Consider the following 23,143-nt stretch of genomic DNA (forward strand, 5'->3'; position numbering starts at 1 on the left):
TTTATTAAGAGAAATATCAGCGGCCGGCACTTTGCCGGCCGTTTTTTTGGATGGTAGTTGTCAGGGAAATCAACGATATGTTGGTGCAGTGCCACCTCGCTATTACCTTGCTCGCTCATGGCATCCTCCGCTTTTTGCGAAGCGGGGCGAGTTTGGCCTAACCTGAAGTTTCACCAAGGTGTCAGCCAGTCTCATTGAACGAAGGGAGGTCATGTGAGCGATAGCGACCTGGGAATGATGAATGCTTCACGCCTGCGTGAGCTTTTTGAGGCCCGCGAGGCTTCTCCGCTCGAAGCCGCTCGGGCGGCACTTGAGCGTATCGACCGCTACAACGCCAAGGTCAATGCCTATGTGCATGTCGACCATGAAGGCGCGGAGGCCGCCGCCCATGCCTCGGCCCGGCGCTGGGGTCAAGGGCGGCCACTGAGCCCTATCGATGGGGTGCCGGTATCGCTCAAGGATTTGACCGAAGTCGCCGGCATGCCGGCGCGCCAAGGGTCACTGACCGTGCCAGACACGCCCTGCGAACGGGATGCACCACCCGCCAGGATGTTGCGGGAAGCGGGGGCGGTGATTCTGGGCAAGACCAATACCCCGGAATTCGGCTGGAAAGGGGTGACCGACAACCGGGTCTTCGGTGCCACGGCCAATCCCTGGAATACGGCGTTGACGGCAGGCGGCTCTTCCGGCGGGGCGGCCGTGGCGGCGGCTCTCAATATGGGGGTGCTGCATCAAGGGGGCGATTCGGGCGGCTCAATTCGAATTCCCGCCGCTTTTACCGGGGTATTCGGGTTCAAGCCCACCTATGGCTGGACGCCGCAATGGCCGCCGGCCAAGGAGCCCACCCTCTCGCACATCGGCCCTTTGACCCGCACCGTGGATGATGCGGTAAGCATGCTCAATGTGATCGGGCGTTACGACTACCGCGACCCTTATGCGATACGCGGGCAGCCCGACGATTGGGGCGAAGAGGTCGGCATGGGGCTGCGTGGCCTGCGTATCGCCTATTCGCCGACCCTGGGTTACGCCCAGGTGGACAAGCAAGTTGCCGCCCGCGTCCGCGAGGCTGCCGACAAACTGGCGGCACTCGGGGCCGAGGTGGTGGAGATCAACCCCGATTTCGAGGCATCACCCTTGGAGACCTTCCGCAAGCTTTGGTATACCGCTTCACTTGCCGTATGGGAGGAGCTTGACGAAAAGGCGCGCCAACAGCTTGACCCCGGCATGGTCACCGATGCAAAACGAGCCCAGGAGTGGGGCGCAGTGGATCTGTTTCGCGCCTTGCGCGCCCGGGCGCGGTTGACCGAGCAGCTCGAGCATTTCAACCAGAAATATCACCTTCTGATGACGCCGTCCGTGGCGATCGAGCCTTTCGAGATCAATCATAACGTGCCGCCCGGCAGTGGCATGCAGGGCTGGGAAGAGTGGGCGCCTTTTTCCTATCCTTTCAATTTGAGCCAGCAACCGGCGGCATCGGTGCCTTGCGGTTTCACCGATACCGGCCTTCCGGTGGGCTTTCAGCTGGCCGGAGGCAAGCATGACGACGTGCGCATCCTGCGTGCCTGCCATGCGTTCATGCAAGCCTATCCGGCACGTTTTCCCACGGTGCCCGACCCCTACCAGTCAGGCTGAGTGGACGGCTATACCAATAGCCTGCTCCAGCTGCCATAGCGGCCATGGATCGGCCCACGACGCACGCTCAGCGCAATGACCGCAACCCCGCAGACAAGGCTGTTGATCAATGCCGCGGTGTCGGCGTCATGCAGAAAGGGCACCAGGCACAGCATGGCACCTAACACAATCAACACCCAACGTACCGGGCGCGCCGACTCCGCCAAGGCGATGATCGATACGGTAATGATCAGCGCCCCAAGCAAGTGATCCCAGTTGGCCAAGCTGCCTTCATTGCCGAAGGTCAGCCGGGTAAACATCAGCCAGATACCGATCGCAATGGCTAGCCCCAGGTTCCAGGGCAGGGTGACCCCGGTTTGCAGGGCATCCCGAGCGATAGCCTGTGGGCTGCGGTGAAAGTCGTCTTGCATGGGTTCGCGCTCTCCTTCGTCGGTATCACCGGTAAAGAATATCTTGAGCATCGGCGCCCCGGCACGATAACGCCGCTTGAGAAATTCACCGGTAGCCACGAACTCATTGAAGGCATAGGCGATCTGCAACAGCATCGCCCCCGCCTGAATCAGGCATAAGGTGCACCAGGTACCGATGAGTATCGGCTGAATAATGATGAAGGTCACCGAGACCACACCTAAGGGCACGATCAAGACACCGAATGAGGCAACGACCCAGGGCATGGTGCGCCAACGCTGGCTGGTACCGATGAGCCCGATCAGTATTTCCAGCATGTAGACGATGCCGCCCAGGCCAGCATCGGGAATCGGCCAGGCCTTTGAAGCCGAAGAGGTAATGATGTCTTCGGTTCCGTTGAGCCCTTCCCTGGTGCCGGCAAAGAACGGGTCCCAGACGGCGTCGATATGCCCCAGCTGATAAGCCGCCAGGTAACGCGAGATGAAGAACCCCACCAAGGCCAGCAAGATGATCGGCATGCGCTGAAACCAGCTGGAAGGGTTGTTGTTGAAGCCGGGTGGCATGGTAGGCCCTGTGGTGGCCGCCGCCGGTGAGATGCCAGGGGAGGGCCGCACCACGGCGGAAAAGCCGATCGCCAGCATCCCGGTCACGGTGCCGTTGAGATAAGCCGCCGCGCTTTCGGTCCAGAAAAGTAGCGGCGCGAACAGCAGCCATATCCCCACCGCCGCGCATACCCAGCGAGCCCAGCTGTTACGCCATGAAAGTGAAATGCAGCCGAACACCACCAGTAAAAGCCCTGCGGCCATGTCGCTGAAGCTCATGGCGCTGCTGGTGTAGCCGAGTATCGAAGGCGAGGTAATCAGCCAGGCACCCAGCCCCACATTGAAAAAATGCGCCCAGAGCGTGCGGAAATGCTCGCGTTGGTACTGTTGCTGATACTGTTCGAGTACGGTTTCGGCGTTGCGGCCCTTTTCGCTGGCTTCCTCCATCCAGTCCGGTGGCGTGATGCCGTTGGCCTTGTACCAGCCACGCGGGTCCTTCAACAGGTTGGCGACGATATCCTCGAGTTTGTCGAATAACTCATGGCGCGGCTCCCAGCCAAGCTGCTTGCGCGCCCGATTGATATTCAGCTCGTAGTGGTCGTCGGCCATATCGATCATGAAGGGCCGAATGAACGGCTTCTCGCCCTTGTCGAAATCATCGGGTATCAAGGGCTCGCTTTTTTCCTCGAGCAAGGCGCCGGTCTTGGCGAGCGGCTTGGGCATCGAAATGGTCTTCCAGTGTTCCTTGCCGTGAATCAACTCGCCAATCCGGTTCTGCAACGCCTCGTAACTCACGCAATGCGGCTCACCGACGAGAATCTCGTTCTCCCGGGGCAGGTCGTGACGCTTGTCGATGGTGCGGCGGAAGGCATCGATCATGTCTTCCTTGTGGATACATGCCTGGCCGGCGCCGGTATTGCCTGAGTAGAGGTGACTTTTAAAGGAGTCTTCATAAATGCGCGCAATCTGATGCGATAAAGTGGGAACGCAGTTGTTTTCATCGTACATCCCGGCCAGTCGCAGCAGGGTGTAGGGCATGTCGCCCGCCTGTTCGCGTATCACTGCTTCGGTTTTGGCTTTCGATTTCGGGTAGGCCCAGGTAGGCGCGATAGGGGTGTGCTCGGTGATCTTTCTGCCGGGTATCTGAGGCTTGTGGACCAGCATGGTGCTGGAGTAGATGAACCGCTCCACATTCATGTCCTGCAGAGCCGTCAAGAGGTTGCTGGTGCCCTGCACATTGACCTTGTCGTAGAGAGGCGATTCTTCACCGGTAAAGTCGAAGTAGGCCGCCAGATGCACGACCGCGGCAATGTCCCTGCCATGACGGTCGGCTATCTTGTCCATGGCTTCCTTGATGGAATCCACCGAGGTAAGGTCGAATTCATGGCTTTCGTCCGCGTCTTTTGCCTCTTTCATGTCCAACCCGATGATCCAGTAGTCACGCTTCAAGCTATGGGTCAGGGCGGTTCCGATACCGCCGGCGGCACCGGTGATGATAACGATGGGCCTGTGTTGATTCGCTTTTCTCTTGTCCTGCATGAGTAGAGATCCTTTCTGTCGTAAGGCGAGAAGACGTCCCACACCACATGACAAACTGACCTTCAATCTAGTCGGGAAAACAGCGATCCGGCAAACACCTATTCAAGCGTTGCACACGTGAATGTTGCGGCAGGGCGCAGCAATGAAGCGGATATGTTTTCTGCAAGCCTCTTGGCTGGCATGGCGGCAAGCCGTAAGCTCGGATTCCAAACAATTTTTCGAGCTCGCAGCATGCACCCACAACGCGAACGTTTGCATAACGAACTGCACGCCCGGCCCCCGGTTCGCTTTTCAGCACCGGCCCATTTGCATCACTATGCTTTTCTCGACAGCCAGGCGGTGGGTGACGCTATTCTTGCCCATTTGGGGGAGTTGACCGGCACTCCGCTGGACGTCGAGGCAGCCCAGGAAATCATCGAATTCGAAGGCAATACGCTCAAATGGGAGCGGCATACCGAGTTCTTCACCCTGACGTTGCTGGTGCCTCGCCGGACCGGTTCGCCGCAATGGCCTCGCCGGACCGGTTCGCCGCAATGGCCTGCGCCGCCGCCGCTGCTGGCTGATATTGCCCAGATGCATCAGGCGGAATTGATAAACGCCAGCCTGATTCTGGTGGAAGCGGAAGAGCAATGGGAAGGCAAGCCAAAGGCCTATGGCTTTCGTGACCCTGCCGGTTCCCTGGTGGGAGGTGGCGACGCTACCGTATGGAGTGATTTCCGGCTGTCAGCGGAAGGGGTCAATCATTTACTGCTGGTGAACCGCGGGCTCAACGACTTTCGATTGGGACGCATGACCCGAAGGCTGCTGGAGATCGAGACCTATCGCATGATGGCCTCGCTTGCCTTGCCCTTGGCCAAGGAACTGAGCGTCGAGCTGCATGATTACGAACTGGAACTGGGGGAGCTGTCGGATCGCAATACCGACGCTGGCAACACCAGCCCCAAACCGCTACTGGCGGCTATTTTCAGGCTTTCCGACCGGCTCGAGCGTTCCGGTGCCCGTTCGCGGCAACGCTTCAGTGCCACAGAGGCCTATGCGTTGCTCGTGAACACGCGCATTGAAGAGCTGCGCGAGAAGCGTCTTGACGGCCATCCTGCGTTGGGTACCTTTATTTTGCGCCGTTTCCGTCCCACCGTGCATTATTGCGCGGCGATCAATCGGCGTCAGGAAAGCTTGGCGGAAAGCGTCGCGCGTCTCAACGACCTGCTGAGAACCCGTGCTCAGGTGGAAATCGAAGAGCAGAATTCGGCGATTCTGCAAAGTCTCAATGAACGCACCAGCAGTCAGCTCAAGATTCAAAAGGCGGTCGAGGGGCTCTCGATCATCGTTATCAGTTACTACATTTTCAGCCTTTTCCAGCTGGGCTTGAAAAGTCTGGGTGCCTTGGGTGTGGTCATCCAGCCCATGCTGGCCGCCATGGTGTTGGGGCCGCTGGGATTGCTGATCATCGGTTTTCTCGCCTGGCGAATCTGGCGCGTCAAGAATCACTGAGAAAAATGGCTTTTACGTCCAAGAGCTGAAAATCCAAGAATGGAACAAGCAAGTGGTCAACTACCTCGCCCTAAAGGACGAGGCTTGTGACAACAAGCCCGGTTGACCAGGGAAAGCGGTAGCCAACCCGCTACGTTTGCAATAGGTCGTCAAGACCCACCGCCGAATGCTTCGCTCAGTTCGGCGCTCTGGAAGGTCAGGATCACGCTGGTGAAAGGTAAAGCGCCGAAGGTTCTGATCGCTACCACAAGGTAGGAGCCGGTTGCAGACATTCCCGAGGGGAGACAGGTTGGAAGACCTGCGTCACTAGGCCCGTAAGGGCAATGTTTAGGAGGAGATCGCATGGCGGTTTTCGTATTGGGAAAGAACAAGCAGCCGTTGATGCCGTGTTCGGAAAAACGCGCACGGTTGCTGCTGGAGCGCGGACGGGCAGCGGTGGTGAACCTGACGCCTTTCGTGATCCGGTTGCGGGATCGCTGCCTGAGTGACTGCACCTTGCAGCCAACCCTGCTGGCTGCCGATCCGGGCAGCAAGGAAACCGGGCTGGCGCTGATGCGGCTGGGAAACAACGCAACGGAAGAAAAGGCACCGGCAACCCGCCATGTGCTTTGCCTGTTTCAGTTGGTGCATCGGGGCTTCCAGATTCGCCAAGCCTTGGAGCAACGTGCCGGTTTTCGGCGTCGGCGTCGCAGCAAGAACCTGCGCCATCGCAAGCCACGCTTCGACAACCGGACGCGCAAGAAGGGCTGGCTGCCGCCCAGCTTGCAACACCGGGTCGATACAACCATGGCTTGGGTGGACAAGCTGTGCCGTTGGGCGCCGGTGACTCATCTGAACATGGAATTGGTGCGCTTCGATCTACAGAAGATGGAAAACCCGGAGATTTCCGGGGTCGAGTACCAGCAAGGCACGCTCCTGGGCTATGAGGTGCGTGAATACCTGCTCGAAAAATGGGGTAGAGAGTGCGCCTACTGCGGTACCGGTGATACGCCCCTGGAGATCGAGCATGTGGTAGCGAAATCTCGGAACGGCTCTAGCCGGGTGAGCAACCTGACCGTCGCCTGTCACGACTGCAATATCGCTAAGGATAATCAGTCGCTTGCCGACTTCTTTGCCACCGACAAGGGGTTGAAGCGCCGCCTGAAAGCCAATGGCCTGTCGGCGGAAATGCGCTTGGCTCGGGTGCAGCGCCAGCTCAAATTACCGCTGCGGGATGCCACCGCTGTTAATGCCACCCGCTGGGCACTGTTCGGTGCAATGAAGTCCACTGGTCTACCCGTCGCCGTGGGCAGCGGCGGTCGCACCAAGTACAACCGTCAGCGCCTGGGTATTCCCAAAACCCATGCGCTGGATGCGGCCTGTGTCGGCAAGTTCGATACCCTGAAAGGCTGGCGGGTACCCACCCAGGTCATCAAGGCCATGGGGCGCGGCAGCTACAAGCGCACCCGGCTCGACAAGTACGGCTTTCCGCGTGGCTACCTGATGCGCCAGAAGCAAGTACAAGGTTTTCAGACCGGCGATAGGGTCAGGGCAATTGTCCCGACCGGCAAGAAGGCCGGCACGCATACGGGTCGCGTGGCAATCCGCAAGACTGGCAGTTTCAATATTCAAACCGAACAGGGCGCGGTACAGGGCATCTCCTGGCCCTACTGCACTCTGTTGCAACGCGGTGATGGCTACGGCTACCACCAGATACCCACGACTCAACACTAAAGGAGGCGCGGACAGGGAACCCCGAGTCGTGCTGCGCACGACGCGCTATCCCTCCCGGCGCTAAAGCAACCGGGTTTCCCGCGCAAAACGATGAATAAAACAATCAAAACTACGCTGCGGTGTCTGGCTATCGCAAGCCTTGCCGTCGTCTCTACCGGCTGTGCGATGCTGGCGCCTGCGCCTCCCGATGACCAGAGCAATGTCTGTGAAATCTTCCGCGAACAGCCTAGCTGGTATGACTATGCACGGGATTCCCAAAAGGCATGGGGCACGCCGATAGCCACCCAGATGGCCTTCATTCAGCAGGAGTCTTCGTTTCGCAGCCATGTACGCCCGCCCCGAAGTCGCCTGCTGGGGTTCATTCCCTGGCGGCGGCCTTCTTCCGCACGCGGTTACGCCCAGGCCCAGGACCCCGTCTGGGGGGAATACGAGGCGGATGCGGGAGGGCTTTTTGCCCGGCGAACGCACATGAAGCATGCCACGGATTTCATCGGCTGGTATAACCGCCGCACCCAGCAACAAACCGGCGTTTCCCTGAACAATCCCGAGCATCTCTACTTGGCCTACCATGAAGGCCAGGGTGGTTATCGTCGGGGGTCGTACCGAAGCAAACCCCAGGTGATGCGTGCCGCACGCCAAGTAAGCAGCCGCGCAGGGCGTTATCAGGCCCAGCTGTCAGCCTGCGAAGCCGAGTTTCAATGCCGTCGCTTCTATCAGGTATGGCCTTTCTGCCGAGGAAAACGTCGATAACCCTTGTTCGGTATAAGCGTTCAGCTCTTCCGTATCGGCGTGTGCAGGCGGGGCGCGCCAGTTCAGGTGAGGCCAGCCTTCGACACGGGCTACCTCGGCCAGCACGGGGTCCGGGTTGACCGCCACAGGTCGGTCGACATGGTTGAGCAGCGGCAGGTCATTGCGTGAATCGGAATAAAAGGTGAGAGAGCGGGGATGTAATCGCCGCTCGGCGAGCCACGCCTTGAGCCGGGAGACTTTACCCCCTCGATAGGAAAGTTGGCCCGAGGTCACTCCGGTATAGCGGCCTTCGCTGATCGCAAGTTCTACCGCGATGACGTGGGCGATGCCCAAGTGCCTGGCCACCGGCTCGACCAGATGGCGCGCCGAAGCGGAAATCAACAGTAGTTCGTCGCCTTCTTGACGGTGGCTTTCGATGCGCTCCCTCGCCTGACGAAACACCAGCGGCACCACGTCACTGATGACGAACCGGTCCACTTCCTCCTGCACCTCTTCGAGGCTGCGTCCGGTGAGCGGGGAGAGCGTCAAGGCGAGGTACTCTTCAAGTTTCAGTCGGCCGGCATGGTAAGCGACTTGCATGGCGCGTGTTGAAGAAAGGAAATAACCCACGTCTTCAACCCAGCCTTGCTTGACCATCCAGGTATTCCATAGCGCGCTGCAATCGCCATTCAGCAGGGTGTCATCGAGGTCGAACAGTGCAAAATGCATGGGGGTAACACTCCAGAGCCTGGCGTTAGATAATCGCGTGACGCACCCGGGCGGAAATCCACTCCGAGGCCAGCACGGTGGCAAAGATCATCAGAAAAATGATGCTGACCTGGCTCCAGGCCAGGCTGTTGATGGCGGCGTTGAGCTGCAAACCGATGCCACCGGCGCCTACCAGCCCCAGCACCGTGGATTCGCGAATATTGATATCCCAGCGGTACACACTGATGCCAGCGAAAGCGGGCAATACCTGGGGCAGCACGCCGTAGCTCATCACCTGCAGGCGCCCGGCGCCGGTGGCACTGATGGCTTCCACCGGAGTGGGGTGAATTTCCTCGATGGCTTCATACAGCAGCTTGCCGATGAAACCGATGGAGCGCAGGGCGATGGCGATGATGCCTGCCAAAACACCCGGGCCGAGAATGGTCACCAGCAGCATGGCCCAGATCAGGGAATTGATCGAGCGTGATGAAACGATGAGCATCAGGGCCAGGCTGCGTACCAGCGGATGGGGCGTGGTGTTGCGAGCAGCAAGAAAGGCCACCGGAAACGCCATGACGATGCCCAGCAACGTACCCAGGGTGGCGATGTTGAGGGTGTCCCACATGGGTTTCCACAGACGGTGGGCATAGTGCCAGTCGGGAGGCAGCATACGACTGATCAGATCGTCCCCCTGGCGCCCGGCATCCGCCACGAAGACCCACATGGTGTTGTCGGAAATCATCTTCCAACACAACAAGAACAGGCAGGCACCGATCAGCCAGGCTAGGTAGCCGAGCCACTGGGCACGCGAGGTACGCAGGCGCCAGCGTGGCTGACCTTGCGGAGATATGGAAACGGGCATAAACGGATTCCTTTAAACCAGCCAGGCTAGTTACTGGGTCCAGCGGCGGACATGGCTGGAACCGTACTCGCACAGCAAAACGACTGCGATGATGATCAACAGGATCGCCGCCGACGTATCGTATTCGTAGCGGCTCATCGAGGTATTGAGCGTGGCGCCGATACCGCCGGCCCCGACAATGCCGATCACTGCCGACTCACGGAAGTTGATGTCCAGGCGGTACATGGATAGCCCAATCAGGCGCGCCATGACCTGCGGCTGAACGGCGTGGTTCATGGTCTGCCACCAGCTCGCCCCGGTAGCGCGAATCGCTTCCACCTGGCGCCAGTCCAGATCCTCGATATCCTCGGCCAGCAGCTTGGCCATGAAACCGATGGTGGCGAAGGCCAGAGTGATCACCCCCGCCAATGGGCCGAAACCGAACATCACCACGAACAGAATGGCGATGATGATTTCCTGGAAGGTGCGCGATACCGTGATGATGCTGCGACACACCAGATAGATTGGCAGTGGCGCGATGTTGCGCGCGGCCCCCAGCCCGACGGGAATCGCCAGCGCCACGCCGATCACCGTGGAGGTTAACGTCATGGTCAGGCTTTCGAGAATGCCATCGATGATATCGTCCCGGCGGCTGAGGAAATCCGGCTGGGTGAAGGCGCCCAGAAAATTGAGCGCGCGGCTCATGCCTTCGGCGACCCGCTCCCAATTCACCTCGATGGAGGCCAGCGCCAATGCGAGGTAAACGACAGCACCGATGCCCATTGCCCAGCGCACTTTGGGGTCGGCGATAAACGGCAGGCGTCGCCAGCGCCCTGTGCTGGCAAGCGCCTCGCGAGTGAACGCCTGGTCGGCCAGTTGTTCGCGGTTCATCTCGTGCTCCCGGGGCTCAAGGCGGCAAGCGCCGAGATTGGAGACATCAAGGTAGGGTGGGATTTTGTCTTGCTTTTGGAAGGCGCATCGCGCTCATGATCAGCCTGGGTATCCCAATCCTCTTCGCCGTAGATGGTAGTGAGTATCTCGGCGCTGAGCTCATCGGGTTTGCCGTCGAAAACGATCCGACCCGCGCGCAACCCGACGACACGGTCGGCAAACTGGCGGGCCAAGGCCACGTCATGGATGTTGATGATGGCGGCAAGCCGGCGTTCGGCGCAGAGTTCGCGGATCAATCGCATGATCTGGCGGGACGTCTTGGGGTCGAGGCTTGCCGTGGGCTCATCGATCAGCAGCAATTGAGGGCTTTGCACCAGGGCGCGGGCGATGCCCACGCGCTGGCGCTGGCCACCGGAAAGGGCGTCGGCACGCTTGTCCAGGGCATGCGAAAGCCCCACACGCTCCAACAATCGGAAGGCTTCGGTCACATCCTTGGCAGGGTAGCGGCGCAGAAAGCTACGCCAGAAACCCACATGCCCGAGCCGCCCGGAAAGCACGTTCTCCATGACGCTCAGACGGTCCACCAGAGCGTACTCCTGAAAGATCATGGCCATGGCGCGACGTGCCCGGCGCAGTTCCCGACCGGATAACCGTGTCAGCTCGGTATCGTCCAGGCGAATGCTGCCGGAAGTGGGCTCCACCAGGCGGTTGATGCAGCGAATCAGCGTACTTTTTCCAGCCCCGGAAGGCCCGATCAAGGCGGTGATCTGGCCACGCGGCAGACTGAGTTCAATGTCGCTCAATGCCCGGTCGCCCGTGGGGTAGCGTTTGCAGACGCCGGATAGGGTCAGCATGGTCTTTCCTCCCTACTCGCAGTCGTAGGTGACGCCGTTAGCCTCGGCAATGGTGCGAATCACTTCCCAGTTCCGCTGATAGGTGATGGGAACGAACTGCGCTTCACCGGAGTTGGCGAACTCCGCTTTCAGGGCGCTGCCTTCCCAATCAAAGCTGGAAAAAGCGTCATGCACTTTTTCTGTAAGCTCCGGGTGAAGGTTATGCACATGGCCGTAGGCGGTGGTGGGGAAGGTGTCGGAGGTGTAGATGACCTCATAGTCGCCTTCTTTGATGACGTCGCGAGCGAGCATGCGAGCGGCCACCGAGTTGGCGATGGCGGCGGCGTCGTAATCCTCGTTGACCACACCGAGGATGGAATTGTCGTGGGAGCCGGAGAAGGCAGTCTCGAAGTCTTCGTCGGCTTCCAGGTCATACTGCGATCGTAGCAACGCCGAAGGGGCGCGAAAGCCTGAATTGGAGGTGGGCGAGGTAAAGGCCAGGTTGCGACCAGCCAGGTCTTCCACTGATTGGATACCGCTGCCGGGGTAAGAGATGATCTCCATTTCATAACCGAAGCTGCCATCCTCGGCGGCCATCATGCTGAACGGAACGAAACCCGCGCAGTTGACGGCGACCGGTACACTTCCGGTATTGAAGCCCGCGATATGCAGGCGCCCGGCACGCATCGCTTCAAGCTGGGCGGCATTGGATTGCACCGGGAAAAATTGCACGCGCTTGCCGGTGACTGCTTCCATGTGTTCGAGAAAGCCGGCCCATACCTCGGCGTACACCGCCGGGTCTTCCACCGGGGTATACGCGAATACCAGGGTGTCGGGGTCGGTCCACTGGGTCTCATCCGCGGGCGTATCGGCGACCATGTCGCCGTCGCTGTCGATGAAGCGTGAGGATAGATCGGCGGCACTGGCCGGCAAGGCGCTGAACGCCAAGGTGGCGGCAATCGCAGTGCCGAGCAGGGTACGGGGCAGGGTCTGGGATAGAGTATCGAAAGACATGGCGGCTTACCTGTTAAGCGGAACGTGGTTAACGACTGTCAGCCTGAGGTGGGGATGTGACGTTGCCGAGTCATGGGCGTGACAATCGGATGAACAAGCGGGGAAGCTCACCCCGCCACGAACAGGCTCAAGATGGCAAAGCCGCAGCCAATGCTCGCCCCGGCAACCACATCGCTTACGTAATGCAAGCCGAGACCCACACGCGAAAACGCAATCAGCAGGGCGAGCGGAATCACCACAGGCAAGAGCCAAGGTGTATGCGCGGCCACCAGAACGCTGAACATCACCGCGTGCATGGTGTGGCCGCTGGGAAAGCTGTAGCGGTCCCGGGCAGGTTCACTGCATTGAATGCCGCCACAATAGGTAATGAAGGGGCGCTCGCGGCATAACCGGGTCTTGATCAAACGGTACAGCGCCGTCGCCACCAGCGCGGTGATGGCATACTGAGCCAGACGCCAGCTGCCGTCGGTTTGCAGCCAGGGTTGCGCCAAGGTCAGCAGCACCCACACCGGCCAGTCTCCCAACCGACTGGCGGCCTGCAAGGTGAGACGCCAGGGCCGGTATAAGCTGAGCCGGGTGATGCGCTGACAGAATTGCCATTCGAGAAGATCAAGATGGTCAAACAGAGCAAGAGTACGGGGTCGCATGATAAGCCTCCCGGGCATGGTCAAGGTAAGACAGGAACTGGTCGGCAATATCGGCCCAGCTCAGTGGGCCTTGGGTGGCCAGAGAAATCACGTCCGGGCGCAGCGTATGGGCAACACCATTGATCTCGGGCGACCAGGTTTCGCTGACCAGACAAATCCGCATACGTTTCTCACCGGTTGTTTCATTGGCAACCAGTGTTGCGCCGGGAGGTGACATTGCGACGACAGCGATATGAACAAACGATGACTTGAACCCTCCGCCGATTCATTCACAGAATAGAATCGCGGATTCTAATCCCTCTCACGCGCTCTGTTGCCAGAGCGTGGAGAGGGTTACCGGGGTTCTCGGTGCGTGGGTCGACGTCTGCGACCTCACACGGGCGGTCTGCTTGCGCTGACCGCCCTGGAAGTAGACATGGCCGCGAGCGGCGATGTTATAGGCGGCATTAAGATCGGCGTGATACCGCTTGTCGCTTGAAAACGTGCATTGACTGTAATTGGCAACGTCTCGTTTCACTGGCCCCGAGCCATCAAACGCTTGCCGCGACGTGCCACGCGCATACACGTGTACACGCTTTAGGCCGACTTCTTCTGCCTTGCTGTCGATACGATTAACCAGTTGGCGGTGAAACCAGCGGTGAAAGCGCGCTTTCATCGGCGTGCGCTTTTTGCCTGCTTTCGGGCGCCAGCCTTTGAGGTCTTCGACGGCCATGGCTTGGCAGTCATGATTGAGCGCCTGGTTCACCAGCTGTCGACTGATCTGATGGGCTTGGTTATCAGCCAGGTGAGTTAAACGCTGGTGACCCCAACGGCAAAAGCCCACCGGCAAACGGCACCCGTGGCGGGTGTGTTTGCGCGCAGCGCGACGGATGCGTTGCATGAGCCGACACTCACGGTCTTTATCCGTGCGCGAGATAAACCCGCGTGCATGGACAGTGCCTTGAGCATCGACCACGGCCCAGGTGGCCGCCGTGTTGATACCGACATCGACCGCCAGCACCCGGTTAGGCGTGCCTTTGGTGGGCGTCGGTGGGTTGAACTGTTCGGGTAACGAGAGCTGCCAGTGGCGACCGTTATAGGTCAGCAGGGGTGATTTCGCTTGGCCCTTGCCGTGAAAGCGGCATTGGCTCTTGAGCTGAAAGCCCATCCAGATCCAGTCGTTCTGCCAACGCACCTTAATGAAGGCATGCGTGGCCTCAGCGTTCACTTTGGCGCACTGGCTGCCGTAAAGGCTGGGGAACGTATGGGTGCGGGTGGTCAGGCGTGGCGGCTTCGCGTGGGGGTGCTTGCGCTTACCGCATCGCCACTGATCGAATCGAGTGCCAAATGAACGCACTTGGCCCACGGCATCCATAATAGCCACGCGGCGAAGGTATGAAGGGAATTTGTAGTAACGTTTGGCGAAATAGGGATAGCGTACTTGTGGCCGCTGGCGGGTCGGATGAATAAGCCCTTCGATCACCTTAACGACTTCATTGCCTTTGCCAGCCCCCACCATCGGCCAGTGGGTATAGGCCACGGTCATCAAATCGCGCACCAGTCGTCGATACAGCCTTAGCGTATCTGCCAACGCCTGCTGCTGATCGGCATTAATGACCTGAAGAATGAGGGTGTCAGAACGAATGATGGCCATCGGATGACTATATATCCATGCACTAAGAGCAAGCAAGGCTAACGCCTTGCTCTGCCTTAACTGACGCTTCATTCAGAGAATCGAATCGCAGAATGCGGCAGGATTTTGTTCAAAACGAAAACGACCGCCCGAAGGCGGCCGAGTAACAAAGGTAAATCGAGCTGCTTTTGAAGCCCCGATTCACTACTTTTTCCAATCTTCAGGCTGTTCGATCGCCTCTTCTCCTTCTTCAGGAACGCGCACGCCGGGCTTGTCAATAATCTGAACCGTGCTTGCCTGGGGGCCTTTTTCGCCCATCTCAGCCTCGAAGCGAACCTGAGTACCTGGATGCAAACGCTCGAAATCATCATGCAGCACGGCGTTGCGATGAAAGTAATATTCCTGGCCATCAATGGGCGATTTGATGAAGCCATAGCCTTCTTCGGTAAATAGCCGAACCACGAACGCATGCGATTCATAACCGTTTTCATGCTGTTTCATGTCACCTCTCCTGCGTGCAGTTTCTTTCTTGAGTTGTTTCTCTACGGCCTCGAAAGCCTTGCGAATGATCGGGCGCAGTTGCACGTGCATGTCTTCGACTACACCCTTCTTGTCGCCTATCAGATGTTTCTTCGGCGGCAAGGAGACCTCGACTTGGGCACGGTAGAGGTTCCCGGTGTGTTGGGAGTGTTGCTCCCGTTCGATGATTACACGGCAGGAGATCAGGTTGTCGCACATATTGTCCAGGTGCTCGGCGCGCTCCTTGATGTACTCATCGATCCAATCGCTCTGGCTGATATGATGGTAGGTAATTTCCAAGGGTACCTGCATGATTATCTCGCTCTCTCTCTAATTGATGGACAAGCATCGCTCGCGAATACACGTTTGCGTCCTTTCACCTATAGCTGTTGTGCCAGATTTTTCCGCTTTAAAGGGGGAGGCGACGAAAAAATTCCCGCGCCGAACCGGCTCTCCAAAAAATGCGTCTAGCCTGTAAGAAAGCGATGCCGCTCATGGGCGCTTAGGGAATGTTTAACGCAGGAAAGGAAAACCGCCACTAAAGAAAAGCCACCATCAAAGAAATCGGGGAGCTATTGGTATGACCAAACCTGTCGGTAAGCAGGACTTTCCTGTGAGTAATGCGCGTCGTTATCTGGAGCCTGGGCCGGTTGTGTTGATCACATCGAAGCACAGCGACGAAAGCAATATAATGACGCTAGGGTGGCATACGATATTGGCGTTTTCCCCTTCCATGGTGGGCTGCATGATTTCCGAAGACAATTACAGCCATCAGTTGATCAAGCAAAGTCGGGAATGTGTGATCAATCTCCCCACCACGGAACTGACGGATAAAGTGGTGGGTGTCGGAAACACCTCTGGCGCAGAGATCGATAAGTTCTCGACATTCGGGCTGACGCCGGAAAAAGCCCGCCTCGTTTCCGCGCCACTTATCCAGGAATGCCATGCTAACTTCGAGTGCCGCCTGCATGACGATGCGTTAGTGGATAGCTATAACTTTTTTATCTTCGAAATCGTGGCCGCCCATGTCGCGCTGCAGCCCGCCTACCCGGAAACCTTGCATTACACGGGTGATGGCATCTTTATGGTCTCTGGCAACCACGTTGATAAACGCTCCTTGTTTTCGGAGAGGCTGTTGTAAGTCTCTTTGCTTCTATTTAATCAGCCTGCTTGCCCCGGCGATTGTTGCGCAAGGCTTTCTCTCGGTCGTGTTTGCGCTGGCGTGCTAGGGCATTGCCATTAGCCAGCTGCACCAGGTAGTCGAGTTCCTCTTCGCTTAGCGGTTCGCGCTTCTTGATGGCCATGTCGGCTGCTCCATCTTAATGAGTCCTCATCGCTGAAGGTTTTTACGCTAAGCGCCCACCATGACATGGCAGTGACGTCGATATGAAAGCTGGATGACAGGGATATACCGTCGTCACCTCGTTGACTTTATCAGCAATTACACTCACCGAAAATTTCTGCTTCACCGAAAAGCCATACATGAAAGAAGAAGGAAGGATTCGATGACACAGCCCGTGGATGCGCGGCGAGCGGGAAGGGTGCTGGAGGTATTCCAGGCATTTCTGTGGCTGGGCCTTACCTCCTTTGGTGGGCCGATTGCTCACTTGGGTTACTTTCGCAGCGAGTTCGTGGAGCGCAGAAAATGGCTGGATGAAAAAGCCTATGCCGATCTTGTGGCGCTATGCCAGTTTCTGCCGGGGCCGGCCAGCAGCCAGGTCGGTTTTGCCCTGGGGCTGTTGCGCGGCGGCCCTTGGGGCGGCGCGGCGGCGTGGCTGGTGTTCACCTTGCCTTCGGCACTGCTACTGCTGGTATTTGCCTTGGGAGCCTCGGCGATGGGTGGCCCCTTGGGCAGTGGTGTCATTCATGGCCTGAAAATAGTGGCGGTGGCTATCGTGGCACACGCGGTCTGGGGCATGGCGAAAAACCTCTGTCCTGATCGTCGGCGTGCGGGCATCGCCCTGGCAGCGGTGCTGATTGTGGTGGTCGGCAGCGGCCCCTTCAGCCAGGTCGGCGCCATCCTGATGGGCGGCTTGGCGGGGCTGATGCTGTGCCGTGCCAATCTTGACTATCCGGGCACTACCTTGCAGTTTCCAGTGTCACGCCGTGCTGGAGGCGTGGCCTTGGCGGTGTTTTTCGGGCTGTTGGTCGGTTTGCCACTGCTGGCATTCATCAGACCCTCGGCCGGGGTTGCGGTAATCGATGCCTTCTACCGCGCCGGGGCCCTGGTGTTTGGTGGCGGGCATGTGGTGTTGCCGCTTCTTGAGGTCGAGGTAGTTCAGTCGGGCTGGGTCAGTGCCGAAGACTTCCTGGCAGGCTACGGGGCCGCTCAGGCGGTGCCGGGGCCGCTTTTCACCTTTGCCGCTTACCTGGGGGCGATACTGGCACCTGTACCCCATGCTCTCTGGGGGGCTTTCATCGCTCTGTTGGCAATCTTTCTGCCTGGGTTGCTGTTGTTGGTGGCAGTACTGCCGTTCTGGAATCGTTTTCGCGAGGTAGCCGCTGCTCAGGCATTGATGCGCGGCGCCAATGCGGCAGTGGTGGGGATTCTTGGCGCGGCCTTGTATCAACCGGTATGGACCAGTGCGATTATCGGGCCTTACGAATTCGCCCTGGCGCTGGTCGGTTTCATGCTGCTTACCGTATGGAGGCTGCCTGCCTGGGCAGTGGTGCTGGTTTCCGCCTTGGGCGGCTTCGCGATCAGATTGAGCGGCGGATGATGTTTTACCCATGCTAATACGGCGGGGCGCTTGATAGCCTTCATGGTGGCCAGGGTTGATGTATTTGAACACCGACCAGCGGGATCACGTCACGGTCTTTATCACTTGATCGCCAGCAGTCTAAGCAGTTGAGGGCGCTGCTCATCGGTCAATAGGTCCGCCAATGTATAGCCATCCAGTACATGAAAGAATGCTTCCAGGGCTTCGGCCAACATGGGTCTGATGCGACATGCCCCGGTAATTACGCATTTATTCTGCTTGCCGAAGCATTCCACCAGCGCCAGGTCCTGCTCGGTGTCGCGTACCAGGGCGCCGATATTGATGTCTTCGGGCGCTCGCCCCAGCAGTAGCCCGCCTTGCTTGCCGCGTATTGCCTGTAGATACCCCTTGTGGTTGAGTTCTTGCACCACTTTCATCAAGTGATTACGGGAAATATCATAGCGTTCGGCGATCTCGCGAATGGTCGAGCGTTCCTCGCCTTTCAAGGCCACGAAGAGCAGTACACGTAGGGAATAATCGGTATAGCGGGTGATATGCATAATCTGGGTAACCTGTCATGCGAGAGGTAAAAGAGGTATCAAGGAAGCTGAACCGTTGGCCGTGTCAACACGAAGGCGGCCACGGCGGTAAACAGGATACCGGTAAGGGCCAGGACAGGCAGGGGCGAACCCACCATCATCAGCGTAACCCAGCTGACTATCAATAATGCACAGGCGGTATTTTTAGCGCGCCTGGGAACGGCTCGCTGGTCGCGCCAGGCAAGCAGGATAGGGCCAAGCCGAGGATGTGTCCAAAGCCAGTTGGCCAATCTGGGCGAGCCTTTAGGCGCCGCCCAGGCGGCTACCAGCAAAAACGGCGTGGTAGGAAGCAGGGGTAAAACGATGCCCATGGCTCCCAGGCTGATGCACAAGAGGGCAAGGCATTGATAGAGTCGTGAGCACAAGGAGCGGGGTAGTAACATGATGACGGCCTCCTTGGTTTTCTATAAGGTGTATTGTAAATGAATATAATAAGCGAATGTTGCTTTTACAAGCTACCTGAACATGATTCGCTTACTCTTGTGATTTTCCTTCAAGGAGGCCCGAATGGCTATTTCCAATTATGCTGACCTGCTGGCGGAAGCCCACCGTCAAACCGAGCCACAACGGCTGCTGTTCGTTCTGGCACGTGCCGAATTGCCCGACAGCCCCGACCAGGCACAGCGTGAGCGTTTCGAACAAGGCGAAGGCGGTGTGCTGGCCCCGGTACTCTGCGTGGACAAGACCCTCGAGGAGCTTAGCGACATGGCGGCTCTGGTTGAGGAATCACAAGGTACCGGCCAGGAATGGGACATCGTCTTCGTGGCCGCCCTGGCGGGTGATGGCGCCTTGCCTCCCAGCAGTGAAGAAGCGGAGCAGCCTTTGCAGCGCATGGTCGAGTCGATAAAGATGGGCAGCATCGAAAACTTTTTGGCCTTCGATCGCCATGGCGAGGCAGTCAGCTTTCATTGACCTTTTCAATTTATACCAAACCGGATGAGGCAAGTTAACGGAAGGGGTTGGCGCTGATGTTTCAGGACACCTTGCTCGCCGACCTCACCGTCGAATTACCCAGCGCCGTGCGCCTGCAGCGCCTTGTCTGGCGTCTGGGTGTCAAAGGGGTGCTATGAAAGTGGCGCAAGGCTAGTGGCCGTTCAACTCCCCGCGTCCCAGCTGTCCCAGCAATTCCAGATCGATATCCCCATAGGCGATCACCTCGCCGCCATACGTCTTGCGGAAGGCTTCGGCAGCGGCATGCTCGGCGAAGGACGCCAAGGTGTGCCCCATGCTGCCGCGACGTTCGTGGCCGATCACATACCAGGCTTCGCTGGCCAGGGTGAAGGCGTCATCCTCTGGTGCTGTCCAGGGGGTCACACCGATATCATGAACATAGGCATGTGAAAGACGTGTCTCGTTTTCCGGCTGTTGCAGAAAGACGAAAAGCTCCATGGTGGAGCAGAACTTGAGCGGCGTTTGCTGGCCCTGCACGAAGGCCTCGCCCTTGGGTCCGGGGTGCTCGCTGATCAGCATGCCGCATACATGACAGCTATCGCCCGATTCGATGGGAACAGGTTCAGCCAGGGTGTCGGGTTCTGGCTCGCTGCAGCCGGCAAGCAGCAACAGGGCGAGCAGGCTGATCAGCAACAGCGAAATGCGTCGAGTCATGGTGATAGTCCAAATGTATTCGGCTCAAGCCGGTCGATGGCGAAAACGCAGGATGGCCAGGCCCAAAGGCACCAGTATCCAGGCGAAGAGAATCGGTATCAATACCGCCGGGCGGAAGGCGCCTCCCTGGGCAATGGAGGTAACGCCACTCACACTACGAGCTGCTTCGAAGCCGGCCAGGTTGATCAGCCGAAAGCACTCGGTGGGATTGAGCAGCAATAGCCAGGGAAGCCAGTCACCGCCTTGCTTGACGCTGACCAGCAAGGCGAGCAAACCAAGGTCGAAGACCAGTACGAACAGGAACCAGACGACCAGCGCCAGGCCGGCGGCCCGAGCCTTTTCGGTAACCGAAACGCTGATCAGGTAGGCGAAGGCGATGAACACCCAGCCCAGCAGAACGCTGCTGAGAATCAGCAGGCCCATGCCACCGGCGAGTTCAGCAATGTCGACTCCCTCGGCACCCAATGCCACCACCACCCCGGCGATACCGAAGCCGAGGACCGTGGCCACGCCCAGAATCAATCCATGCCCCAGAAACTTGCCCAGCAATAATGAAGTGCGGCTCAGCGGGTAGGTGAGCAGCAGCAGCAGGGTGCCGGCCTCCTGCTCGCCGACCACGGCGTCATACGCCAGTAGCAGGGCGATCAACGGAATCAGAAAGACCGCCAGGGTCGAGAGGCTGGTCAGGGTGGTGGCAAGCGATGTGAATCCCAGACCGCCGCTGGCGGCGGCACCGAACCAGGCAATTCCCACGGCGAGCGCCGCCAGCACCAGAGCGATGGCCAGCACCCAGCGGTTACGCAGGCCGTCGCGAAACTCCTTGCCTGCGATGGTCAGAATAGCCTTCATGAGATAACTCCTAGTTCTTCGGGAGCGCGCCGGGCCGAAAAATGCGTATAAAGATGCTCAAGGGTCGGCGGCAATAGCTCGATGTCCTCGACCCTGGGATCGGCGGTGAGGTGGCGCAGTGCCGCGAGTTTGGCATCGACGGGAACCGAGAAGGTGACACCATGCTTCTTGTGATCAACAGCCTGGATACGCGGGTCATCCCAGCCGTGGCGCCAGGCGTCTCCTTCCAGGGAGCCTCGGGCGTGAATGATGAGGGGCAGCTGCGCTTCGGCGCGCAGCTCCGCCATGTTACCCATGGCCAGGCGACGTCCCCCGCCCAGAATCAGGGCGCGGTCGATATAGGGCTCTACGCCGGGCAATACATGCGAGGAAAGCAGTACGGTGCAGCCCCGGTCGCGCAAGTCTCTCACTGTCTCGTAGAAGTCACGCGTCGCTGCGGGATCGAGGCCGGTAGTTGGCTCATCGAGCAGCAATAATTGCGGCTCGCCGAGTAGCGCCTGAGCCAGCCCAAGGCGCTGGCGCATGCCTTTGGAGTAGGTCTTGACGCGCCGGTCGGCGGCGCTCGATAGCCCTACCCGCTCGAGCAGTTCGTCGACTTGGGCGCGTGCCACCCGTTTGAGCCGGGCGAAATACGCCAGGACTTCTCGCCCGCTGAGCTGGTCGTAAAAACTGACGTTCTCCGGCAGGTAGCCCAGGCGGCGACGCAGTGTCTCGGCATGAGGGCCGGCAGGTGCGCCGCCGAGCACCGAGACGCTACCCCTGTCCGGGGCGATCAAGCCGAGAATCAGGTGCATGGTAGTGGTCTTGCCCGCGCCATTGTGGCCGAGCAAGGCCAGTACTTCGCCCTGGCTGACCGAGAGATCGAGCGCATCGATGCGTGTCAGGTCGCCGTGATGTTTGGTCACGCGCTGGAAGTCGATCACCGGGGTCATGTGTCGGCGTCTCCGAAGTGAGGGTCTGTCATCAAGGGGGCGCTATCGCGTACACCTTGGGGGCGAAACACCGGGAATTGACGCTGCACCCAACGCAAGGCCAGCACGGTCGGGCTGTCCATCAGTAGCCGGGCCGCGGGATAGCGCCACAACAGGCGGTCCATGGCATCGTTGGGTTCGAAGGGCGTATCGCCAATACCATCCTCGGTAAGGTCCCAGCCCAGGTAATTGCTCCAGTAATTGCCGCGACCGTCCTTTGACCACTCTTGCAGGCGAGTCGCCACGTACATCACTTGCTGACGGTTATCGATAAAGGCGTTGCCTACCACGACGTTGTCTTCCGAACCGGCGGTCAGGTGAATGCCGATGTCACTGTGGGCGAAACGGTTGCCTTCGAAACGATTGTATTGAGAGTTATAGACGAACAACGCCTTGCCTTCGCCGCCACTGACTAGTCCTTGGCCGGCAGCATCGCGGCGCTGCTGTATGCCTTCGACCCGGTTGTCGCGCAGCAGCGAGTGGGTAATGTTGTTCATCAAGATGCCGTAGTGGCGGTCGTTTTGTGAACGGTTACCGATCACCGTCAAACGCTTGGACTGCATCAAGGCATAACCGGTGCGGGTGTCGCGGGTCAGGTTGTTTTCCAGGTGGTTGTCGTGGGCGTACATGTAGTGCACGCCGTAGCGTAGATCCTGCATGTGATTGTCGCGCAGTATGCTATCGCGACTGGTATCGATGTAGATACCGTCACGCACCCGGCGGATATCGTTACCTTCCACCAACACGCTGCTGACGCTAAACAGATGAATGCCGTTGCCTCGGTCCTGAGAGCGCAGCGTTTCATCGCCTCGAATGACATTGTCGATTACCTGGACATCGGCGACGGCGTCGAGGCGAATACCGAAGCCCGGCCCGGAAAGGCGGTTGCCTTGAATGAGGCTGCCGGTGGCATCGGGTTGCACCAGGATGCCGGCATCCATCTCGGTCAGATCCTGGCCCCAGTTTTCAATCACTAGATCGGCCAGCACGCTGTTCGGAGCAGAGAGTGTCACGGCATGGCCTTCGCCAAGCCCATCGATCACCGCAACGCCTTCGGCTGTCAGCGACAGGCTGCGGTCAATCACTATCGAACCGGGATAGCGACCCTCGGGTAAGCGGATATGGTCGCCATCGGTGGCTTGCTCGATCAGCGGCTGGAGCGGTTCGCCGGGAACGCCACGCCACTCTGCCGCCTGCACGGGCAAGCCTATCAAGAAGGCCGCCACCACGAGGGTGGTGGCGGCAAGAATAACTATGCGAAGCATGAGGACTCCCTTATAGCCCGAGGCCGAATGTCCGGC

Annotated in this window: 24 protein-coding genes; 7 read left to right on the forward strand and 17 right to left on the reverse strand. The window is 58.9% G+C overall.

What is annotated here, in order from left to right; translation table 11 throughout:
- Nucleotides 1-213: 213 nt before the first annotated feature.
- Nucleotides 214-1,632: an amidase gene (locus tag GPM19_RS12090; protein ID WP_160419278.1), complete on the forward strand. Its 1,419-nt coding sequence runs from the start codon at nt 214-216 to the stop codon at nt 1,630-1,632.
- 8 nt (nt 1,633-1,640) lie between these two features.
- Here GPM19_RS12090 and GPM19_RS12095 read toward each other — a convergent pair whose 3' ends face one another.
- Nucleotides 1,641-4,121, reverse strand: coding sequence for an NAD-dependent epimerase/dehydratase family protein (locus GPM19_RS12095; RefSeq protein WP_160419279.1), 2,481 nt, complete (start codon nt 4,119-4,121; stop codon nt 1,641-1,643).
- Between the two features lie 231 nt (nt 4,122-4,352).
- Between GPM19_RS12095 and GPM19_RS12100 the strand changes: the two genes are divergently transcribed.
- The 3 genes from GPM19_RS12100 (at nt 4,353) to GPM19_RS12110 (ending at nt 8,075) form a co-directional block, all read left to right on the forward strand.
- Nucleotides 4,353-5,612 carry a DUF3422 domain-containing protein gene (locus GPM19_RS12100; RefSeq protein ID WP_160419280.1) on the forward strand — a complete coding sequence of 420 codons (1,260 nt, stop codon included), beginning with the start codon at nt 4,353-4,355 and terminating at the stop codon, nt 5,610-5,612.
- Nucleotides 5,613-5,954: 342 nt separating this feature from the next.
- Nucleotides 5,955-7,325 (forward strand): RNA-guided endonuclease IscB, encoded by a 1,371-nt coding sequence (gene iscB, locus GPM19_RS12105; protein ID WP_160419281.1) that lies wholly within the window; start codon nt 5,955-5,957, stop codon nt 7,323-7,325.
- 90 nt (nt 7,326-7,415) lie between these two features.
- Nucleotides 7,416-8,075 carry a transglycosylase SLT domain-containing protein gene (locus GPM19_RS12110; protein WP_160419282.1) on the forward strand — a complete coding sequence of 220 codons (660 nt, stop codon included), beginning with the start codon at nt 7,416-7,418 and terminating at the stop codon, nt 8,073-8,075.
- Here GPM19_RS12110 and GPM19_RS12115 read toward each other — a convergent pair.
- The 9 genes from GPM19_RS12115 to GPM19_RS12155 all read right to left on the reverse strand — a co-directional run bounded on the left by GPM19_RS12115 (nt 8,001) and on the right by GPM19_RS12155 (nt 15,431).
- The gene (locus tag GPM19_RS12115; protein WP_160419283.1) at nt 8,001-8,783 is read right to left on the reverse strand and encodes an HAD family hydrolase; all 783 of its coding nucleotides are present in this window, start codon (nt 8,781-8,783) and stop codon (nt 8,001-8,003) included. The genes GPM19_RS12110 and GPM19_RS12115 overlap by 75 nt on opposite strands.
- 25 nt (nt 8,784-8,808) lie before the next feature.
- Nucleotides 8,809-9,624 (reverse strand): phosphonate ABC transporter, permease protein PhnE, encoded by an 816-nt coding sequence (phnE, locus tag GPM19_RS12120; protein ID WP_160419284.1) that lies wholly within the window; start codon nt 9,622-9,624, stop codon nt 8,809-8,811.
- A 30-nt stretch (nt 9,625-9,654) separates the two neighbouring features.
- Nucleotides 9,655-10,494 carry a phosphonate ABC transporter, permease protein PhnE gene (gene phnE, locus GPM19_RS12125; protein ID WP_160419285.1) on the reverse strand — a complete coding sequence of 280 codons (840 nt, stop codon included), beginning with the start codon at nt 10,492-10,494 and terminating at the stop codon, nt 9,655-9,657.
- Complete coding sequence (gene phnC, locus GPM19_RS12130) at nt 10,491-11,348, reverse strand: phosphonate ABC transporter ATP-binding protein (RefSeq protein ID WP_160419286.1); 858 nt, start codon at nt 11,346-11,348, stop codon at nt 10,491-10,493. The genes phnE (GPM19_RS12125) and phnC overlap by 4 nt, the downstream gene beginning before the upstream one ends.
- 12 nt (nt 11,349-11,360) lie before the next feature.
- Nucleotides 11,361-12,341 (reverse strand): phosphate/phosphite/phosphonate ABC transporter substrate-binding protein, encoded by a 981-nt coding sequence (gene phnD, locus GPM19_RS12135; RefSeq protein ID WP_160419287.1) that lies wholly within the window; start codon nt 12,339-12,341, stop codon nt 11,361-11,363.
- A 107-nt stretch (nt 12,342-12,448) separates the two neighbouring features.
- The gene (locus tag GPM19_RS12140) at nt 12,449-12,988 is read right to left on the reverse strand and encodes a phosphatase PAP2 family protein (protein WP_160419288.1); all 540 of its coding nucleotides are present in this window, start codon (nt 12,986-12,988) and stop codon (nt 12,449-12,451) included.
- Nucleotides 12,960-13,151, reverse strand: a complete 192-nt coding sequence (locus GPM19_RS15295) for a hypothetical protein (RefSeq protein ID WP_202114825.1) — start codon at nt 13,149-13,151, stop codon at nt 12,960-12,962. Before GPM19_RS15295 ends, GPM19_RS12140 begins: the two co-directional genes overlap by 29 nt.
- A 138-nt stretch (nt 13,152-13,289) precedes the next feature.
- On the reverse strand, nt 13,290-14,621 hold the full coding sequence (locus GPM19_RS12150; RefSeq protein WP_160419289.1) for an IS200/IS605 family accessory protein TnpB-related protein: 1,332 nt from the start codon (nt 14,619-14,621) through the stop codon (nt 13,290-13,292).
- A 183-nt stretch (nt 14,622-14,804) separates the two neighbouring features.
- Nucleotides 14,805-15,431 carry an HPF/RaiA family ribosome-associated protein gene (locus tag GPM19_RS12155; RefSeq protein WP_160419290.1) on the reverse strand — a complete coding sequence of 209 codons (627 nt, stop codon included), beginning with the start codon at nt 15,429-15,431 and terminating at the stop codon, nt 14,805-14,807.
- Between the two features lie 268 nt (nt 15,432-15,699).
- On the opposite strand from GPM19_RS12155, the gene GPM19_RS12160 reads away from it, so the two are divergent.
- On the forward strand, nt 15,700-16,260 hold the full coding sequence (locus GPM19_RS12160; RefSeq protein WP_160419291.1) for a flavin reductase family protein: 561 nt from the start codon (nt 15,700-15,702) through the stop codon (nt 16,258-16,260).
- 16 nt (nt 16,261-16,276) lie between these two features.
- On the opposite strand, the gene GPM19_RS12165 is transcribed toward GPM19_RS12160, so the two are convergent.
- Nucleotides 16,277-16,423 (reverse strand): hypothetical protein, encoded by a 147-nt coding sequence (locus GPM19_RS12165; RefSeq protein ID WP_160419292.1) that lies wholly within the window; start codon nt 16,421-16,423, stop codon nt 16,277-16,279.
- 201 nt (nt 16,424-16,624) lie between these two features.
- Here GPM19_RS12165 and chrA point away from each other — a divergent pair, with 201 nt between their 5' ends.
- Nucleotides 16,625-17,839, forward strand: a complete 1,215-nt coding sequence (gene chrA / locus GPM19_RS12170; RefSeq protein ID WP_160419293.1) for a chromate efflux transporter — start codon at nt 16,625-16,627, stop codon at nt 17,837-17,839.
- Between the two features lie 101 nt (nt 17,840-17,940).
- On the opposite strand, the gene GPM19_RS12175 is transcribed toward chrA, so the two are convergent.
- Nucleotides 17,941-18,378 carry an RrF2 family transcriptional regulator gene (locus GPM19_RS12175; RefSeq protein ID WP_160419294.1) on the reverse strand — a complete coding sequence of 146 codons (438 nt, stop codon included), beginning with the start codon at nt 18,376-18,378 and terminating at the stop codon, nt 17,941-17,943.
- A 38-nt stretch (nt 18,379-18,416) separates the two neighbouring features.
- Nucleotides 18,417-18,800, reverse strand: coding sequence for a YbaN family protein (locus tag GPM19_RS12180; protein ID WP_160419295.1), 384 nt, complete (start codon nt 18,798-18,800; stop codon nt 18,417-18,419).
- 124 nt (nt 18,801-18,924) lie between these two features.
- Between GPM19_RS12180 and GPM19_RS12185 the strand changes: the two genes are divergently transcribed.
- Complete coding sequence (locus tag GPM19_RS12185; RefSeq protein ID WP_160419296.1) at nt 18,925-19,329, forward strand: ribonucleotide reductase subunit alpha; 405 nt, start codon at nt 18,925-18,927, stop codon at nt 19,327-19,329.
- A 171-nt stretch (nt 19,330-19,500) separates the two neighbouring features.
- Here GPM19_RS12185 and GPM19_RS12190 read toward each other — a convergent pair whose 3' ends face one another.
- The 4 genes from GPM19_RS12190 to GPM19_RS12205 are packed head-to-tail and all read right to left on the reverse strand — an operon-like array spanning nt 19,501 to nt 23,107.
- On the reverse strand, nt 19,501-20,022 hold the full coding sequence (locus tag GPM19_RS12190) for a nitrous oxide reductase accessory protein NosL (protein ID WP_160419297.1): 522 nt from the start codon (nt 20,020-20,022) through the stop codon (nt 19,501-19,503).
- A gap of 24 nt (nt 20,023-20,046) precedes the next feature.
- Nucleotides 20,047-20,871, reverse strand: a complete 825-nt coding sequence (locus GPM19_RS12195) for an ABC transporter permease (RefSeq protein WP_160419298.1) — start codon at nt 20,869-20,871, stop codon at nt 20,047-20,049.
- Nucleotides 20,868-21,803 carry an ABC transporter ATP-binding protein gene (locus GPM19_RS12200; protein WP_160419299.1) on the reverse strand — a complete coding sequence of 312 codons (936 nt, stop codon included), beginning with the start codon at nt 21,801-21,803 and terminating at the stop codon, nt 20,868-20,870. Before GPM19_RS12200 ends, GPM19_RS12195 begins: the two co-directional genes overlap by 4 nt.
- Nucleotides 21,800-23,107 (reverse strand): nitrous oxide reductase family maturation protein NosD, encoded by a 1,308-nt coding sequence (locus tag GPM19_RS12205; RefSeq protein WP_160419300.1) that lies wholly within the window; start codon nt 23,105-23,107, stop codon nt 21,800-21,802. The genes GPM19_RS12200 and GPM19_RS12205 overlap by 4 nt, the downstream gene beginning before the upstream one ends.
- Nucleotides 23,108-23,143 lie beyond the last annotated feature (36 nt).

The organism is Vreelandella zhuhanensis (assembly GCF_009793355.1).
Lineage (GTDB): Bacteria > Pseudomonadota > Gammaproteobacteria > Pseudomonadales > Halomonadaceae > Vreelandella > Vreelandella zhuhanensis.